Raw genomic sequence first — 18067 nt, 5'->3', positions numbered from 1 at the left:
CGTGCGCCGCGCCTGCCCGGCCCATTTTGCCTGGCAGCAGCGGCACATCCGCCCGACGACCGACTTGACATCTGCAAGACGCGTGCTATGATTTTTGGCAATAGTATTATATCGATCCCGACGACGAGGATATGTCCCCTGGCCACAGCCATCAGGGAGGCCGCGCCACCGACTGCGAGCGCGGCCGGCCACGATCCAGGGCGATACCACCTCCGAGCCGCCGCCCGAACACCAGAGTAAGGCGGCGCGGCCTGCCACCGTTACACGGCCCCAAGGTTGAAGGTTGAAGATCGCCGATCGAGCGCGCTCGGTTGGCAATCTGCAGCCCGCAATAAAGTTTGGGTGGAACCACGAAGCATACCTTCGTCCCGAGCATGGGGCGAGGGTTTTTTGTTTGAGGAACACAGCCATGAGCTACCGACAAGAGCGCTACCGCCGCCGGCGCGGCAACGGCTGCCTGCTAGCGCTGGTGATCCTAGTGTGGGGCCTGCTGATCGCCGGCCTGTTGTACTACTTCCTGCTGCGCCCGCAGGTCAGCCGCTTCCTGGGCAGCCAGATCGGCGACGAGCTGCGCGGCAACCCCAACGGCCAGCTCGAGCAGACGGCCGTGCAGGGCGCGGCCAGCACACTGCCGACGGCGATCGCCGCGCTGCCCTCGGGCGAGCTGCACATCAGCGAGGGCCAGGCCAACGACTTCCTGGCCGCGCGCGCCGGCCAGCTTAAGCCGCTCGACAGTGTGACCGTGCGCTTTGTGCCTGGCCAGGTGCAGGCCGACCTCAAGGCGCTCGGCACTACCAGCACTGCCAAGCTCGGCCTGGCCGTACAGAACGGCCGGATCATCGCCGTCGACCCGCAGCTCGACGGCCCGCTTGGCCGGGTGGTGTCGCTGCCGAGCCTCACCGGCGCGCTTGAGCGCCAGCTGAACGACCAGCTGGCCCTGCAGGGCCGCCGCATCACCGACGTGCGCGTCGACCAGGGCGAGATCGTGATCACAACCGAGTAACCGCGCACGATGCGCTTGAATTCTAACCAGAACGCCAACATCGACAACCCAAAAGGAGTCTGCTATGCCAGTATCACCCGACAAAGACCCCTACTACCGGCTGCGGCACTCGGCCGCGCACGTGATGGCCGAGGCCGTGCTGGAAGAGTTCCCCGAGGGCAAGATCGCGATCGGCCCGCCGATCGAGGATGGTTTCTACTACGATTTCGACCTGCCGCGCACGCTCACGCCCGAAGACCTGGCGGCGATCGAGGCGCGCATGCGCCGGATCATTGGCGAGCACCACGCGTTCGTGTACCACGAAGTCAGCGCCGAGGCCGCGCGCGCGCTGTTCGCCAGCCAGCCGTATAAGCTCGAGCTGATCGACGGCCTGGCCCACGGCCTCGACGAGTATGGCGAAACGCACCACGGCGACACGGTGATCTCGACGTACACGCACGATACGTTCGAGGATCTGTGCCGCGGGCCGCACCTGGCGCACACGGGCGAGATCCCCGCCGATGGCTTCAAGCTGCTGAGCTTGGCCGGCGCCTACTGGCGTGGCGACTCGGCCCGGCCGATGCTGCAGCGGATCTATGGCACGGCCTGGAACAGCAAGGCCGAACTTGACGCGTATCTGTTCCGGCTGGAAGAGGCCAAGCGCCGCGATCACCGCAAGCTCGGCAAGGAGCTGGGGCTGTTCTACTTCTCCGACGACATCGGGCCGGGGCTGCCGCTGTTCACGCCCAAGGGCGAGCTGCTGCGCCACACGATGGAGAGCTTCGTGCGACAGACGCAGACGCGCTACGGCTACCAGCACGTCTGGACGGGCCACATGGTGAAAGAAAGCCTGTACCATAAATCGGGCCACTACGAGAACTACTCCGACGTCATGTTCCCGCCGATGGAGGACGAGGGCGTGGCCTACCGGCTCAAGCCGATGAACTGCCCAAGCCACATGACGCTGTTCAAAGAGATGGGCGTGCACTCGTACCGCGAGCTGCCGCTGCGCTTCGCCGAGTTCGCCACGCTCTACCGCTACGAGCCGACGGGCACGCTCAGCGGGCTCACGCGCGTGCGCTCGCTCACGCAGGACGACTGCCACGTGTTCTGCACGGAGGATCAGATCCAGGCCGAGTTCAGCCTCGCGCTCCAGCTCATCCGCGAGGTGCTGGCGGCCTACCAGATGAGCGACTACCGCGTGCAGCTCTCGCTGCCGGCGGCTGAGGGCAAGTTCGTGCGCGACGACGAGAAGTGGGGCAAGGCAATCGCCGCGCTCAAGCTGGCGCTCGAGGCCAATGGCGTGGCCTACGAGGCCGTCGAGGGCGAGGCGGCATTCTATGGCCCGAAGGCCGATTTCATGGCCAAAGACGCGCTCGGCCGCGAGTGGCAGCTCAGCACGATCCAGATCGACTTCATCCAGCCGGCGCGCCTGCAGGTCGAGTACATCGGCGAAGACGGCCAGGCGCACACGCCGGTGCTGATCCACCGCGCCGTCACGGGCTCGACGGAGCGCTTCCTCGGCGTGATCATCGAGCACTTCGCGGGCGCGTTCCCGGCCTGGCTGGCGCCGGTGCAGGCCGCGGTGATCCCGATCTCGGACGAGAAGCACGGCGCGTATGGCCGCGAGGTGAAGCAGAAGCTCGAGGCCGCCGGGCTGCGCGCCGAGCTGGACGAGAGCAAGGATCGCATGCAGGCGAAGATCCGCCGGGCTCAGCTGCAGAAGGTGCCGTACATGCTGATCGTCGGCGGCAAAGAGCAGGAGGCCGGCGCGGTGGCGGTGCGCCTGCGCAGCGGCGAGGATCTGGGCGCCATGCCGATCGAGGCGTTTATCGCGCGCGCCCAGGCCGATATCGCCGCGCTGGTGTGAAAGTTGGTGTATGATGTGCGCGGCAATCCTATGTATCGATAGGAGCGAGTAATGGGACGATTTCTGCTGGGGTTTGTGGTTGGCGCGGCAATCGGCGCGGCCTCGGTGATCCTCACCGCGCCGCGATCGGGCGCGGCCACGCGCCAGGGCATCCGCGGCACCATCGAGGGCACCCGCGATAATATCAGCGGCCTGCTGAGCGACACGGTGGCCGTGGCACGCAAGGCCAGCGCCGCGCGCGAGCGCGAGCTGTGGGCCGATTTCCGCGCCCGGCTCGAGAACAAGGGCGCCGGGAGCTAGCGGCTTTGCACGCTCGCGCGCTCTGCCGCCGGCAGAGCGGTACGTTCTGTGTAGCTGTGCGCGATGTCTCTAGGGCTTACGCGGCTGGCGCGCTCAGCCTTCGGCAGAGCGGTACTATCCAATAACTGTATGGGGTTTTCCGCGCTCCGCGCCGAAAACCCCACTCAGAAGATGGACCGGTGCCATGCTGCCGCGGGCTGCAAACTCGCCGCACTGTGATGCGGAACCACGCAGACGCGTAAGGCCTAGCCCTACTAGCCAATGAACCTACGCACCGCGCTCGCCACCATCCACCGCGACCCACACTGGTGGCGCAAGATCTTGATCGGCGGCGCCCTGATGCTCACGATCGTCGGCTACCCGTGGGGCGCCGGCCTGGTGATCGAGAGTATGGATCTGACGCGCAAGGGCTTCGCCACGCCGCTGCCGCCCTGGCGCGAGTGGGGCAACCGCTATATCGCCGGCCTGCTGGCGGTGCTGATCGACGTGCTGTTTTTCGGCATGCCGATCTTTGGCCTGGGGCTGGCGCTGCTGTGTTTAGCCGCAGCTATGCTCGCCAGCGGCGGCGCCGCGAGCTGGCCGGCGCTGGCGCTGCTGGCGCTGCTGGCGCTCTACGAGCTTGCGGCCTTTGGCGCCAGCGTTGCCCCTGTGGGCCGGCTGCTCTTCGCCGACACTGGCCGCGCCGAAAACGCGCTGGGTATGCGCACCGTGCGCGCAGCGCTGGCCCCGCGCGCGCGCGCGATCTACGCCAGGGCGCGCCTGCGCTCGCTGCCAGCCTACCTGCCGGCGCTGCTGCTGGCCGGCGCCGCGTGGCTGCTGCCCTGGCCGCTGACGCTGCTGGCGCTATGGCTGATGTTCAGCGCGCTGCTCTACGCGCACCTCGCCGTGGTGCAGCTGTACGTCGCCGCCGAAAGCGACGTGCGCTTCGGCTGAACCATAGGCGCTGCCCCCGTTCCCCTTCACGCCCGGAAGGAGGCTCCCCATGGCACAGTACGAGGTTCGTAGCCTGCCGGCACCGCCAACCGCTAGCCAGCCTCGGCGCAGCAACCGCGTGCAGGCGATCGTGCTGCACAGCCGGCTTGGCCCGGCCCTCGCGGCGCTCGGCAGCTTCACCGCCCCCGGCAGCACCGCCGCCCCGCACTTCTACATCGACGCCGACGGCGCGATCTGCCAGCTGGTGCCTTACCGCCAGCGCGCCGCGCGCCATAGCGGCCTGGCGGCCTGGAACCGCCGCGCCCGCAATATCGACCTGATCAGCGTCGGCGTGATGCTTGAGCATCGCCTCGACGGCGGCTCGGGCGCCGCGCAGCTGGCCGCGCTGCACTGGCTGCTCGACCGGCTGCTGGTGTACTATGGCCTCGAAGACGACGCGATCGTGCGCTGGCAGCCGCCGCAGAGCGCCGGCCGGCTCGGCAGCCTCGAGCACTACCTGCCCGCGCAGCCCCCGCCCGAGCGGCCGCGCCCGGCCGCGCCACGCCGCCCGCCGGTGCTGAGCGACGCGCCCGACCCGCAGGCGGCCCAGCGGCTCTGGCAGTTTCTGGCCGAGCATACCTACCAGCAGCGCGGCGGCACTTTTCATCTCGACTGGTCGTTTCACCTGTACGCCGCCAAATTTGGCCTGGGCGCGCCGCTGGCCCCCAGCGACCCGACGCCCATCCAGGCCGATGGCCGCACGTATGACTATCAGCCGTTCGCGCGCGACACGATCTGCAACGAGGGCCGCAACTGGGATGCCGTGCAGAGCCTGAATGCCATGCTCGGCGCCTCGGTGCCGGCCGGCGGGCTGGCGCGCGCGCTGATTGAGGCCGGCTACCGCGCGAGCCTGGCGGCCAGCGCCACGCGCGTGCCGGCCAAGGGCAACCAGGCCTTTCACCCCGACTGGACGTTTCACCAGGTGGCGCTGCAGGCCCGGCTCGGCCCGCCGATCGGCGGCAACTATGCCACCGCCGATGGCAAGTACGCTGTGCAGGTGTTTGCCGGCGATACGCTCTACACGCCGCGCAGCGAGATCACTCGCTGCCGCCGCCTGAGCGAGACGCCCGCCAGCGACCCGGCCTACGCTGCGATCTGGGCCGAAACCTACGCCGCGATTGGCGCGCCATACGACGCGAATGCGCCATTTCAGCAGTTCGCAGCGGCCAACAAGCTTGGCGCGCCGCTTGGCCCGCCCCGCCCGGTGGCGTTCGAGGGCGCCAGCTACACCGTGCAGGTGTTCGCGCTCGATACGCTCTACGCCGCCGCCGACGGCGCGATCAAGCGCCTGAGCGCGCTGCCGCTGCCGGCCGCCGTGGCCGCCTGGCAGCCTAAGCCCGTGGCGCCACCGCCGCCACCGCCGCCGCCCGGCGGCATGCCCGAGCGCGCGAGCCGGCTGGCGAATCTGGCGATTGGCTTGCTCGGCAGCGACGCCGACGACCTGGCCAGGTTCCCGCAGCTGAGCAAGTTCGCCCCCGACCGCGACATCGTCTGCGCCGACCTGGTCACCTTCTGCCTGAGCGAGGTTGGCGTCAAGCTCTGGGGCAATGTCGCCGATCCGACTGGCTCGGGGCGCACCGGGCCGCGCGCGGCCAACTACTACCGCCCCGACCCGGCTAACCAGGGCATGCTGCGCGAGGTGACGAACGAAAGCACCTGGCTGCCCGGCGACATCCTGATCTACGGCAAGCGCGATCTGTCGGTCGACCGCGCCTACCACGTGAATCTGTATGTCGGCCCGTTCACCCACGAGGGCCGCGCCCGCGACGTGGTGAACTCCAGCCTTGGCGACCCGCTCGTGATTGCGCTGAACAAAGAGCGCTGCGTCGAGACGCACTGCTCGGTCGACTACACCTGGACGCGGCGCGTGCGTGTGATCGAGCTGGAGCGCGAGTTTGGCGGCTAGCCGCCTCGCGCAGCCTGGCCCTGGCCGGCCGCCATGTAACCCGGGGCCCGGCGTATCGTATATCTTTAGAGCCTGTTTGAAAGGGGGTGCGCGAGGGGCTATGCCCCTCGCACTTCCCTTCTCAAACAACTTCCTAGGAGTGGAGCTACGCACTTGCGCTACAGAGATTGAGTAGCGCTCTGCCGAAGGCAGAGCGCGCCAACTGCCTAAGCCCTAATCGTATAGAGCGATCGTCGACGCGACTGTTCAACAAGAACTGAAGGAGCCAGCATATGGACATTGGCAAAGCATTCAGCTTCGTATTCGAGGACGAGGAGTGGGTCGGCAAGGTGCTGATCGGCGGACTGATCTCGCTGATCCCGCTGATCGGCCAGCTGGCGGTGCTGGGCTATGCGCTGAAGGTCGCGCAGAATGTGGCGCAGGGCAACCCGCGCCCGCTGCCGCGCTGGAATGAGTTTGGCGACCATCTGATGCGCGGCCTGTACGATTTCGTGATCCGGCTGGTGTACGCGCTTCCGGTGGTCGTGCTGGGCCTGCTGTTTGGCTGTGTCGCGGCGTTCTCGGGCGGCGCGGCATCGAGCCAGCGCGGGCAGCAGCAGGTGGGCGCGCTGTTTGGTGTGCTGGGTATCTGCCTGGTGCCGCTGATGATCGTGCTTGGCCTGGCGCTGAGCCTGCTGAGCTTCGCTGCGCTGGCGCGCTTTATCGCCACGAACAACCTTGGGCAGGCGCTGCGCGTCGGCGAGGTCGTGGCGATCGTGCGCCGGAGCATTGGCGCGTGGGCCATGGTGTTGGTGGTGGCGATCCTGGCCGGCATGGTCGGCGGCCTTGGCGCGATCGCCTGCGGCTTCGGCGCGCTGTTCACCAGCTTCTACGCCCAGTGCGTGATCGGCCACGCGCTTGGCCAGACTGCTGTGCAGCAGGGGTTGGCGGGGGCCGCGCCGCAAGCCTACAGCTACGGCCCACCGCCTATGCAGTAGCGCCGGCTACCACTCGCAGACGAAAAGCTGCTCGTCGCGCCGCAGGTCGGCCGGCCAGGCGCCGCCGCTGGGCGCGCCGCGCGGCGGGGCGCTGCTGGTGCTCGCGCAGCTGCTTTGCAGGCGCGGCCCCAGCGTTATCAGCGGGAGCGACACGCGATAAGCCGCCGCAATGCCGGCCGCCGCAGGGGCGCTGGCCGCGTTGCGCACGCTGATGTGCAGCGGGTAGTAGCTGCCCGAGCCATCGCCCGCGCCCAGGTAGTCGGCGATGCTCGGCACGCAGCGCGCGTCGTAGGCGCGCACATACACCTCGTGCAGGCCATTCGCCAGCTTGCGGGTGTCGAGGTTAAAGGTTGCCAGCACCGCCGGCGCCGGCGCGGCCGCGTCGGCGCGCTGCGAAAACACGGCGACGCCATCCACCAGCAGATCGACCTGGCGCACGCCCTGGTTGCTGCCGGTGCTCTGCAGGGCAATGTCGTTATGCACCTCGGCCTTGATCGGCACCACGCCGCTCACCGGCTGGTTGAACACCGCCGTCCTGCTGAGGTCGCTGATCGCTGGGTCGATCAGCGTCGCGCCGATCTGCGCGATGACCGCGTTCGGCCCTACCGGCTGGATCGCCGGCTGGGGCGCGCCGCTGGCGGCCTGCGCTGGCGGGGTGTAGCCCGGCGCGCTGGCGCTGTCGAAGTCGAGCTCGGCGTGGATATTGTGCACCGAGCTGCCGGCGGTGCTGAAGCTGATCTGGTTCGCGCCCTGCTTGAGCACGCCGTCGGGCAGGTCGATCGCTACGCTGTAGGGCGCGATTGTGCTCACCAGGTCTTCGGGCGCCAGCGCCGGCTGCGCGTTCGACACCGGCTTGGGGATCGCGAACTGGCTGCCGTTCACCGTCACGCGATCTTCGGGCGACCAGCTGTAGGCGTCGAATTCGTCCATCTGCAGCGTGAACATCAGCCGCCGCGCCGCCGCGCCCGCCACCACGTCGGGGATGTTCAGCGTGGCCGCGGCCGGGGCATACTCGCCGTACGCCTTCATGAAGTCGGTTCCGCTGTTCACCAGGCGGTAGTTATGCGTCACGCTGCTGCTGGCGCTGCCGGCCGGCGCGTCGAAGCCAAAGTTGTCCCAGTGGCCTAGCACCATTGGCACGTTGGCTTTGTTGCTGTTGTAGCTGAACATATTCCACAGCAGGTAGTAGCGCGTCTGCTTCAGCTGAAATGCGCCGGGCTTGGTGGCGAGCACCTTTTGGCCGTCGATCAGCACCTCGGCGTAGCTGCGGCTGACGTGGATCTCCCAGTGGCGGCGCACATTCGGCACCTGCTTCACCCCGAGCGCGTCGAGCTTGGGCGCCACGACGTTGTCGGTATAGGCCAGGCTCTGCGCCGCGCCGTCGTCGCCGAACAGGCTGATGCTGGCGACCTGCTCGCTCTGGTGGAAGCGCAGGCCGTCGGCCGGGTCGGCCGGGGCGCTGAGGCCCTCGATATTCACCTGGCCGCTGATATCCATCAGCCGTGGCACCAGGTCGAGGTACCACTGGTTGCGGCGAAACGCGCCGTCGAAGTCGAACACGATCGTGCGCGTGCCGCCGTCGGAGAGGTCGAGCACGGCGCGCGGCCGGCTGATGCTCTGGCCGCGGTCGCAGTTGGCCGAGAAGCCGGTGTTGTGCGCGTGAAACTGGTCGTTGATAAAGAAGCCGTTGGCTGCGGCGGCGTTGCAGCGCGAGTACGCGCTGTTCCACTTGGTCTCGTCGGGCAGGCCCTGCGGCAGGTTGAAGTCGTCGAAGAAGCCGTTCATACGCGCGCGCAGCCCGTCGACGCGCGTGGAGTCGCCGGTGAAGCTCAGGCTTGGGCTGGGCGCCGACAGGTTGCCCTGGCTGTCGACCGACTGGATCTGCACGGCGTAGGGCTGGCCGTTGACGAGCGGCTGGAGCTGGATGATCCGCTCTTCGGTGAGCTTGCTGAAGGCGGTGGGCGTGGCCGCCGGCCCCCAGCTGATCTTGTAGCCCACCACGCCGGCCGGCAGCGGCGCGGTTGGGTCTTGCGGGTTGGTGTCCCACTGAACGATCGCGCTGCGGTCGTCGGGCGCTACGCTTACGCCGGCCGGCACGGGCAGGGCGGCGGCGCGCGCAAGCGGCAGCTGGCGCCACGCGCCCAGGCTCAGCAGCGCCGCTAGCGCCAGCGCGGCCGGGCCACACTTCCGGTTGAACACTTGGTGCTCCTTTGTAGGGCGGCGGCCGGCACAGAACGAGTGCGGGACGGTTGCCGGCGCGCCAGCGCCTTTGTTGTATCATGGCAGGCGGCCTACTACCAGAGGCCGCAGGCTACAATTCTTTTAGCTGAGAACATTTTGTTATCGGCGGGGCCGGGCGCACGCCGGCGAAAAATAGGCGAACATGCGTTCGATCACCCTATCCTAATGCCCTGAAACGGCCCGCTCTCACTGAACCTTCATTGCCGCGCCCCCCTCGATATGGTACAATGCGATCGCACGGCTATTGGTTAGCACATATGTATCGAAACAGTACGCATGCTACTTGAGCTGAATATTCGCGATTTCGCGATCATCGATCGCTTGAGTCTGCGCCTGGAACAGGGCTTCAACGTACTCACCGGCGAAACCGGCGCCGGCAAGTCGATCATCATCGACGCGCTGGGCTCGCTGCGCGGCGAGCGCGTCGACCCGACGTTTGTGCGCGCCGGCAGCGAGCGCGCCCGCGTCGAGGGCGTGTTCAGCATCGCCGACCGGCCCGATGTCGCCCCGCTGCTCGACGAGTACGGCCTGTGGGACGCAGAGGACGACCAGGTGATCCTGACGCGCGAGGTCAGCGCCGAGAGCGGCCGCAGCGTGGCGCGCATCAACGGCCGCGCGGTCAATGCCTCGGTGCTGCGCGAGGTCGGCGGCCGGCTCGTCGACATCCACGGCCAGCACGAGGGGCTGTCGCTGTTCAACACCCGCACCCACGCCGACATGCTCGACCGCTATGGCGGCCTGGTGCCGCTGCGCGGCCAGGTAGCCGAGAAGGTGGGCGAGCTGCGGCGCGTGCGCGACGAGCTGGGCGCGCTGCGCAAGGCCGCCGCCAGCCGCGCCGAGCGGATCGAAGAGCTGCGCTTCTTGCTTGAAGACGTAGCCCAGGCCAAGCTGCGCCCCGGCGAAGAGGCCGAGCTGGCGAAAGAGCGCACGCTGGTGCAGAACGGCGCGCGGATCACCGAGCTGGTGAACTCGTGCTACGCCCTGCTGTACGCCGGCGACGAAGGCGGGCGCCGGCCGATCAAGCCGATCGTCGAGTCGCTGGGCAGCGTCACCGACGCGCTCGCCGAGCTGGCCCGCCTCGACCCGCAGGTGGCGCGCGCGGCCGAGCAGGCCAGCGAGCTGCTGTACACCCTCGAGGATCTTGCGGCCCAGGTGCGCGCCTACCGCGATGCTATGGAGTTCGACAGCGGCCGGCTCGACGCGATCGAAGACCGCCTGACGCTGATCCGCGACATACAGCGCAAGTACCACGGCTCGGTCGACGACATCCTCGCGCGCGCGGCCTCGGCCGAGGCCGAGATCGAGCGGCTGACCAACAGCGCCGAGCACCTGGCCGACCTCGAGCAGCAAGAGCTGCGGCTGCTGTCGGCGATCGGCCAGCTGGCCGGCGAGCTCTCGCGCCGCCGCCGCGCCATGGGCGACGCGCTGGCCGCCGCAGTCGAGGGCGCCATGCGCGACCTGGCGATGCCGCACGTGCGCTTCTACGTGGCGCTCGAGCGCACCGAAGACCCGCAGGGCGCTCCGGTTGGCGGCTCCGCACAGCAGCGCTACGCATTCGATAAAACCGGCGTCGACAAGATCGAGTTTCAGCTCTCGCCCAACCCCGGCGAGCCGCTCAAGCCGCTGGCGCGGATCGCCTCGGGCGGCGAGAGCGCGCGGCTGCTGCTGGCGCTGAAATCCATCCTGTCGCGCGTCGACGACGTGCCCACGCTGGTGTTCGACGAAGTGGACGTGGGCGTGGGCGGCCGCGCCGGCCACGTGGTGGGCGAGAAGCTGTGGGGCATCAGCGACCGCCACCAGGTGATCTGCATCACCCACCTGGCCCAGGTGGCCTCGTTCGGCGATACCCACTACGCGATCGCCAAGTCGTTCAGCGCCGACCGCACGCGCACGCTAGTGCAGCGCCTCGGCGACGACCAGCGCGTCGACGAGCTGGCGGCCATGCTCGACGGCGTGCCGATCAGCGATCACAGCCGCCGCAGCGCGCGCGAGATGCTCGAGCGCGCCGAGGCGTTCAAAACCCAGCGCGCCACGGAACCGATCGCCGTCAAGTAGGAGACATTCCGTTGCAACGACAGACCACCATCGCCGTCTGGTGCGAGCGGATCATTGAAGGCGGCTGGCTGCTGGCGCTGGTGCTCATTCCCAGCTATTTCAACCTGCTTTCGTCGCGCCATTTCGAGCCCGATAAAGCCACCTCGCTGCGCGCGATCGTGCTGATCATGGCCGCCGCCGGGATCATTCGCGCGCTCGAGCAGGCCGGCCGCCGCGCGCCAGGCGCGCCGACGCCGTGGCGGCGCTTTATCACCACCCCGCTGGCGCTGCCGGCCGCGCTCTACGCGCTGGTGTTTCTCGTCACTACAGCCACCTCGGTGGTGCCTAGCACCAGCTTCTGGGGCTCGTACCAGCGCCTGCAGGGCACCTACACCAACCTCTCGTATATTGGCCTAGCCACGCTGATTGTGCTGACGCTGCGCCGCCGCGAGCAGCTTGAGCGGCTGATCACCGTGGCGGTGCTGGGCAGCCTGCCGGCGATCGGCTACGGCCTGGTGCAGCACTACCAGATCGACCCGCTGCCGTGGAAAGGCGACGTGATCTCGCGCGTGGCCTCGACCATGGGCAACTCGATCTTTGTCGCCGCCTATATGCTGATGATCGTGCCGTTTGCGCTCTACCGCGCGGTGGTGGCCTTCGCCGAGGCGCGCGCCGCCGACGAGCCGGGCGACACCGCCGACTTCGGCTGGGCCGCGGCCTACGCGCTGCTGGCGATCGGCAGCCTGCTGCTGCTGCTTGGCGTCACCAAGTTTGGCGCGGTGGTGCGCTCGTTCGATACCTCGACGAACATCCCCGACCTGCGCTACTGGTGGATCTTCCCGGCGGCGCTCACTGCGGTGTGCGGCCTGTATATTCTGCCGACGCTGCGCCCGCACACCGCCGAGCGTATCAGCGGCGCTATGATCTGGCCCGGCATCCTGACGGCCGGGTTTGTGCTGCTGCTTGGCTTCGCCTACCTGCTTGGCCAGGCCGCCGGCGCGCAGGTGGTGCAGTCGCGCGCTGGCCGCAACGACGCCGACTGGCCGTTCTGGCTGGTTGGCGGGCTGGCGCTGGTGGTGGTGGCGTACGTGCTGATCTACACGCTGCCGCGCCGCGCCGCGCCGTCGCGGCGGCTGCTGTGGCTGCAGGGCGCCGGCATGCTGGTGATCGCCGGCTTTTTGCTGCTGACGATCTTTTTCACCCAGAGCCGCGGCCCGTGGATCGGTATGGGCGCGGCGCTGTTCGTGTTTTTTACGCTGCTGCTGTGGCGCGCATACCGGCGCGCGCGGGCCGGCGCCACGGGCCGCACCGGCCTGTACCGCAACCTGCTGATTGCCGAAGTCGTGGTGACACTGGTGCTCGGCGGCTTCGTGGCGGCCTTCAACCTGTCGAGCGCGCCGGTGTTCCAGCAGCTGCGCAGCGTGCCGTACATCGGCCGCATGGGCACGCTGCTCGAAACCGAGACTGGCACCGGCCTGGTGCGCACGCTGATCTGGCGGGGCGACGACAAGGCCGGCGGCGCGATCGGGCTGATCAGCTCGAGCCCGCTGCGCGCGATCATCGGCTGGGGCCCCGAGAGCATGTTCGTGGCCTACAACAAGTTCTACCCGCCGGCGCTTGCGAACATCGAGGCGCGCGGCGCATCGCCCGACCGCTCGCACGAGGCGTACCTCGACGAGCTGGTGACCAAGGGCGCGCTCGGGCTGGCCAGCTACCTGTTCGTGATCATTAGCTTTTTCGCGCTGGCGTGGCGCCTGCTCGGCCGCACCGACGACTGGCGCACGCAGGTGCTGTGCATCGCCGGCGTGGCGGTGGTGGTGGGCCATAGCATCGAGGGCCTCACCGGCATCCCGATCGTCTCGACGCTGATGATGCTGGGGTGACGATGGCGGTGGTTGTAGTGGCGGGCGCGCTGGCCGGCCAATACTCGCTCGAGGCCGAACTCGCCCCGGCCGCGCCGCCGGCCGAGCCTGCGGCCGAAGCGCCCGCCCCGGCCCGCGCCAGCGGCAAGCCGGGCAGCCGGCGCCAGCCCGGCGCAGTGGCGCGCGGCGCCGCCCAGGGCCGCGCCGCGCGCGGCCGCGCCAGCGCGCGTGGCGACGGCAACCCGCTGAAGCTGCTGGTGTATGGTTTGGTCGGCCTGTTCGCGCTGCTGGGCTGCTGGTTCTTTAATATCGACAATGTCTACGCCGACATGCGCTTTCAGCAGGGCCAGATCCTCAGCGATAACCCCAGCTCGAGCTACGACCAGCTGCTGTTCGGCATGGGCTACTACCTCGACGCCATTCGCATGGAGCCGGGGCAGGATTTCTACTACCTCAACCTCGGCCGCAGCCTGATGAGCATCGCAGATGTGAAGCGCCAGCAGGCCAACGGCCAGCTCGGCCAGCCCAAGCCCAATGCCAGCGTCAACGACCTGCTCGACATGACCGGGGACCAGGCCGCCGAGCAGGCGGTGCTGCAGCAGACGCCGCTTGAGACGATGAGCTACGCCCAGGTGGTGCTCGAGCGCGCGCGCCAGCTAAACCAGCTGAACAAAGATCACTACGCCAACCTGGCCCGGCTGCATAACTTCTGGTTCGGCCGGATGACCCAGGACCCGCAGCAGCTGACCGAGGCGATCGATTGGTACCGGCGCGGCAATGAGATCGCGCCGCAGGATGTGACCATCCTGAACGAGTACGCTAGCTCGGTGGCGCTGATGGGCAACTACCAGAAGAGCCAGGGCAACGACGCCGAGGCGCAGCGCTTCTACGCGCAGGCCACCGATCTGCTGGCCCGGTCGAAGCAGCTCGATCCGCGCTACGGCGACACCGACCTGCGCCAGGCCGAGCTGCTGCGCCTCGAGGGCCGCGCCGCCGAGGCCGTCGATATGTACCTCAAGCTGCTCGACGCGAACCCGCACGCGATCGACAACCAGGTGTCGCAGCTGGCCGATGCGCTGCGCGACCAGCCCGACCAGCTGCGGCGCCTGCGCGACGCCTACGCCGACGCCGCAGCCGAGCGGCCGGACGACGCCACGCTGCAATCGTTCATCGGGCTGTTCTCGGTGCGGCTGAATGAGCTTCCCAAAGCTGCCGAGGCGTTTGGCCGCTGGGCCCAGCTGCAGCCGCAGAATATCGAGGCGCACCGCAACTACACGCTGGTGCTGAGCGAGACCAGGCAGTATGCCCAGGCCGCCGGCGAGGCCCAGGTGCTGCTGACGCTGGCGCAGCAGCAGCGTGCCACCCAGCAGCAGCTGAGCGCCTACCAGGGCCTGATCGACTTCTTCAAGGCCAGGGCGCAGGGCCAGTAGCTACCCCAGGTAGGCCTGGCGTACCCGCTCGTCCTGCAGCAGCGCGGCGGCTGGCCCGGCGGTCGCTAGCCGGCCGGCCTCGAGCACATAGCCGCGGTCGGCGCTCTGCAGCGCCAGGTTGGCGTTCTGCTCGACGAGCAGGATCGTCACGCCGGCGTCGTGCAGCTCGCGGATGATCGCGAAGATCTGGCGCACCACCAGCGGCGCCAGCCCAAGCGAGGGCTCGTCGAGCAGCAGCAGCCGCGGCCGACTCATCAGCGCGCGCGCGATCGCCAGCATCTGCTGCTCGCCGCCCGAGAGCGTGCCGGCCAGCTGTTTGCGGCGCTCGGCCAGCCGTGGGAAGCGCGCGAACTGCTGCTCGACATCGGCGGCAATGCCGGCGCGGTCGCGGCGGGTGTAGGCCCCCAGCAGCAGGTTGTCGAGCACGCTCTGGCGCGCGAGCATGCGCCGGCCCTCGGGCACCTGCGCGATCCCCAGCCGCACCACCTCGTCGGGGCGCGCGCGCGAGATGTCGCGGCCGTCGAAGCGGATCGTGCCGGCGCTGATGCCCACCAGCCGCGAGATCGCCCGCAGCGTGGTGGTTTTGCCGGCGCCATTCGCCCCGATCAGCGTCACCAGCTCGCCGGCCGCCACGCCGATCGAAATGCCTTCGAGCGCGCGGATGCCGCCATAGCTGACGCTCAGATCGCTGATTTCGAGCAACATTGCCATTGTGTTTGTGCGCCTTCGTTCCGCTACTCGCCCAGGTAGGCCTCGATCACCGCCGGGTCGCTCTGCACCTGTGCCGGCTCGCCCAGCGCGATCAGCTGGCCGAAATCGAGCACGGCGACGCGGTCGCACAGCCCCATCACCAGCGGCACGTGGTGCTCGATCAGCAGGATCGTCAGGTCGAAGCGCGCGCGGATCTGCCGGATAAGCTCGGTGAGCGCGCCCTTCTCGTTCGGATTCATGCCGGCGGCTGGCTCGTCGAGCAGCAGCACGCGCGGCCGCAGCGCCAGCGCGCGGGCGATCTCGAGCCGGCGCTGGTCGCCATAGGCGAAGTTGCGCGCCTTCGCTTGGGCCTGCCCCGCCAGCCCGACCATGCCAAGCAGCTCGGCGGCGCGCGCGCGCACGTCGCGCTCTTCGGCCGGCGCGGGCGGCAGGCCCAGCACGCCGCGCAGCATGCCGGCGCGCGCGTGAATATGCTGGGCGATCATGACGTTTTGCAGCGCCGAAAGCTCGCCAAAGAGGCGGATGTTCTGGAAGGTGCGGGCGATGCCCATAGCCGCGATGCGGTGCGGCCGCAGCCCGCTGATCGGCTGGCCGCGGTACAGCAGCTCGCCGCTGGTGGGCGGTGTCAGGCCGGTCATCAGGTTGAACAGCGTGGTCTTGCCGGCGCCGTTTGGCCCGATCAGCCCAAAGATCTCGCCCTGGCGCACGCCGAACGACACATTATTCACCGCCAGCAGCCCGCCGAAGCGGCAGGTGATCGCGCGGGCCTCGAGCACGGCCCCGGCTGCCGGCTGCGCTGCGCTCATTGGCGGCCCCCGCCCCAGCGCTCGAGCAGCTCGGGGGTGATCAGGCCGCGCGGGAAGAACACCGTGCCGACCGCGATCAGCGCGCCATAGATGATCAGCCGGCCGTCGCGCAGAAACTGCGCCAGCCAGGGCGGCAGCGCGCCTATGCCGGCCAGCGCGCGCAGCAGCTCGGGCAGCGCGGTGAGCGCCAGGCCGCCCACCACCGGGCCGACAAATGTGCGCGAGCCGCCGATCAGCACAAACGCCAGGTAGCTGATGCTCGCGTCGAAGGTGCCCTGGCGCGCGTTCCAGGTGTTGAGGAAGTGCGCGCTGAGCGCCCCGACCACGCCGGCCAGCGCCGCGCCGAGCGTGAACGCCAGCACCTTGTAGCGCGTCGGGCTGATGCCCATCGCGTCGGCCGCAAGCTCGTCTTCGCGGATGGCCACGAACGCGCGCCCGACGCGGTTCCGCTCGAGCCGGTAGACGAACAGCATGCTCAGCAGCAGCAGCGGCCCGGCCACCCACAGGTAGCCGACCTGGGTGGTAAATGGCTGCGGAATGCCGAAGATGCCGACCGCGCCGCCGGTGATCTCGAGGTTCAGCGACAGCACGCGCAGGATCTCGACAAACGCGATCGTCGCCAGCGCCAGGTAGATGCCGCGCAGCCGCAGCGCCGGCACGCCCACCAGCAATGCCAGCGCGCCCGAGGCCAGCCCGCCCAGCAGCATTTCGGCCAGCAGCTGCCATAGCGCGAAGCCGGGGCCAGGCGCGAAATACTTCGTCGACATCACCGCAGCGATGTAGCCGCCCAGCGCGTAGAAGCCAGGGCTCGCCAGCGAAAGCTGCCCGGCCATCAGCGGCAGGTACAGTGACAGCGCCAGCGTGGCCGCCAGCACCATCGAGGTGATCAGAAAGCCGTAGGTGTTGATGAATGCGGTCATACCTTCTGCACCAGCGCGCGGCCGAGCAGGCCCTGCGGCCGGGCCAGCAGCACCGCAAACAGCAGCGCAAAGGCAACCGCATCTTTGTAGGCGTTGTACTGCGGCGGCACGAACGACTCGGCGATGCCGATCACGAACCCGCCCACCACCGCGCCTGGCACGTCGCCGAGGCCGCCCAGCACGATCACTGCCAGGCCCTTCAGGCCAAACGCAATGCCGAAGTAAGGCCCGTTGATGCCGACGCTCACGCCCACCAGCGTGCCCGCGATGCCGCCCAGAAACCCGCTCAGGAAGAACGCCAGCAAGATCAGCCGGTCGGGGTTGATGCCGAGCAGCCGCGCGGTTGTGAGGTCTTCGGCCACCGCGCGCAGCGCCTTGCCCAGCCTCGTCCAGTTGATCAGGTAGGTCAGCAGCACGACCATGGCCATCGAGACGGCGAAGATGATGATCTGCACCGTGCGCACCGGCACCGGCCGCCCTGCAGCGCCGAAATTCACCGCGCGCGGCAGGCCGCCGAATAGCGTATCGGGGAAGGGGTAGATCTCGGTGCCGACGAGGTACTGGATGACGTTCACGATCACGATCGCCACGCCCAGGCTCGAAACCAGCGCGAGTAGCGGGTCGGCGCCGCGCGCGCGCAGCGGCCGAAATGCGACCCGCTCGACCAGCATCGCCGCAGCGCCTGCAGCCACCGCGCCCAGCGGCAGGGCCACCAGAAACGGCAGCGCGAATGGCAGCGCCGGCTTGCCAAACAGCCAGGTAAACACGCTGGCCAGCACCCCGCTGGGGTTGACGGCCGAGCCGGTGAGCAGGTAGGTGGCGTAGGCGCCGAGCGCGAACACTGCGCCGTGCGAGAAGTTGATCACCCGCAGGATCGAGAAGATCAGCGTATAGCCGAGCGCGAAGATCGCGTACAGGCTGCCGATTGCCAGGCCGTTGAGAATCTGCTGGAGGAGCAGCGACCAGTTCATAGAGTTATGATCACTCGAGCTATGCGGTGCCCCGCCTCGTACGTCGATTCTGCCTGCGGCAGCAAGGTATTGCCGATCTTTTGTG

Annotated in this window: 14 protein-coding genes; 9 read left to right on the top strand and 5 right to left on the bottom strand. The window is 68.6% G+C overall.

Annotated features, from left to right (window positions below):
* Window positions 1-409: 409 nt before the first annotated feature.
* The 6 genes from U0177_RS24360 to U0177_RS24335 all read left to right on the top strand — a co-directional run bounded on the left by U0177_RS24360 (window position 410) and on the right by U0177_RS24335 (window position 7007).
* On the top strand, window positions 410-1003 hold the full coding sequence (locus tag U0177_RS24360) for a hypothetical protein (protein ID WP_409573271.1): 594 nt from the start codon (window positions 410-412) through the stop codon (window positions 1001-1003).
* 64 nt (window positions 1004-1067) lie between these two features.
* A complete protein-coding gene (thrS, locus tag U0177_RS24355; protein ID WP_409573270.1) occupies window positions 1068-2852 on the top strand; it encodes a threonine--tRNA ligase in 1785 nt (594 codons plus the stop codon).
* Between the two features lie 51 nt (window positions 2853-2903).
* Window positions 2904-3152, top strand: coding sequence for a YtxH domain-containing protein (locus U0177_RS24350; protein ID WP_409573269.1), 249 nt, complete (start codon window positions 2904-2906; stop codon window positions 3150-3152).
* Window positions 3153-3413: 261 nt separating this feature from the next.
* Window positions 3414-4085 (top strand): DUF4013 domain-containing protein, encoded by a 672-nt coding sequence (locus tag U0177_RS24345; RefSeq protein WP_409573268.1) that lies wholly within the window; start codon window positions 3414-3416, stop codon window positions 4083-4085.
* A 49-nt stretch (window positions 4086-4134) separates the two neighbouring features.
* Window positions 4135-6030 carry an N-acetylmuramoyl-L-alanine amidase gene (locus U0177_RS24340; RefSeq protein ID WP_409573267.1) on the top strand — a complete coding sequence of 632 codons (1896 nt, stop codon included), beginning with the start codon at window positions 4135-4137 and terminating at the stop codon, window positions 6028-6030.
* 272 nt (window positions 6031-6302) lie between these two features.
* Entirely contained in the window at window positions 6303-7007 is a 705-nt protein-coding gene (locus tag U0177_RS24335; protein ID WP_409573266.1) for a DUF4013 domain-containing protein, read from the top strand.
* A gap of 6 nt (window positions 7008-7013) precedes the next feature.
* On the opposite strand, the gene U0177_RS24330 is transcribed toward U0177_RS24335, so the two are convergent.
* The gene (locus tag U0177_RS24330; RefSeq protein WP_409573265.1) at window positions 7014-9206 is read right to left on the bottom strand and encodes a hypothetical protein; all 2193 of its coding nucleotides are present in this window, start codon (window positions 9204-9206) and stop codon (window positions 7014-7016) included.
* Window positions 9207-9524: 318 nt separating this feature from the next.
* Here U0177_RS24330 and recN point away from each other — a divergent pair, with 318 nt between their 5' ends.
* From recN to U0177_RS24315, 3 genes are read left to right on the top strand one after another with little or no spacing between them, the layout of a single operon-like run.
* Window positions 9525-11303 (top strand): DNA repair protein RecN, encoded by a 1779-nt coding sequence (gene recN, locus U0177_RS24325; protein ID WP_409573264.1) that lies wholly within the window; start codon window positions 9525-9527, stop codon window positions 11301-11303.
* 11 nt (window positions 11304-11314) lie between these two features.
* Window positions 11315-13165: an O-antigen ligase family protein gene (locus U0177_RS24320; protein ID WP_409573263.1), complete on the top strand. Its 1851-nt coding sequence runs from the start codon at window positions 11315-11317 to the stop codon at window positions 13163-13165.
* Window positions 13166-13167: 2 nt separating this feature from the next.
* Window positions 13168-14574 carry a hypothetical protein gene (locus U0177_RS24315; protein WP_409573262.1) on the top strand — a complete coding sequence of 469 codons (1407 nt, stop codon included), beginning with the start codon at window positions 13168-13170 and terminating at the stop codon, window positions 14572-14574.
* Here U0177_RS24315 and U0177_RS24310 read toward each other — a convergent pair whose 3' ends face one another.
* From U0177_RS24310 to U0177_RS24295, 4 genes are read right to left on the bottom strand one after another with little or no spacing between them, the layout of a single operon-like run.
* Window positions 14575-15276: an ABC transporter ATP-binding protein gene (locus U0177_RS24310; protein WP_409573303.1), complete on the bottom strand. Its 702-nt coding sequence runs from the start codon at window positions 15274-15276 to the stop codon at window positions 14575-14577.
* Between the two features lie 32 nt (window positions 15277-15308).
* Window positions 15309-16091 carry an ABC transporter ATP-binding protein gene (locus tag U0177_RS24305; RefSeq protein ID WP_409573261.1) on the bottom strand — a complete coding sequence of 261 codons (783 nt, stop codon included), beginning with the start codon at window positions 16089-16091 and terminating at the stop codon, window positions 15309-15311.
* Window positions 16088-17011, bottom strand: a complete 924-nt coding sequence (locus U0177_RS24300) for a branched-chain amino acid ABC transporter permease (protein WP_409573260.1) — start codon at window positions 17009-17011, stop codon at window positions 16088-16090. Before U0177_RS24300 ends, U0177_RS24305 begins: the two co-directional genes overlap by 4 nt.
* A complete protein-coding gene (locus U0177_RS24295; protein WP_409573259.1) occupies window positions 17008-17982 on the bottom strand; it encodes a branched-chain amino acid ABC transporter permease in 975 nt (324 codons plus the stop codon). The genes U0177_RS24300 and U0177_RS24295 overlap by 4 nt, the downstream gene beginning before the upstream one ends.
* Between the last annotated feature and the right edge of the window lie 85 nt (window positions 17983-18067).

It is taken from the genome of Kouleothrix sp. (assembly GCF_046328425.1).
Taxonomy (GTDB): domain Bacteria; phylum Chloroflexota; class Chloroflexia; order Chloroflexales; family Roseiflexaceae; genus Kouleothrix.
This window is presented reverse-complemented; position numbering and strand designations above follow the sequence as displayed.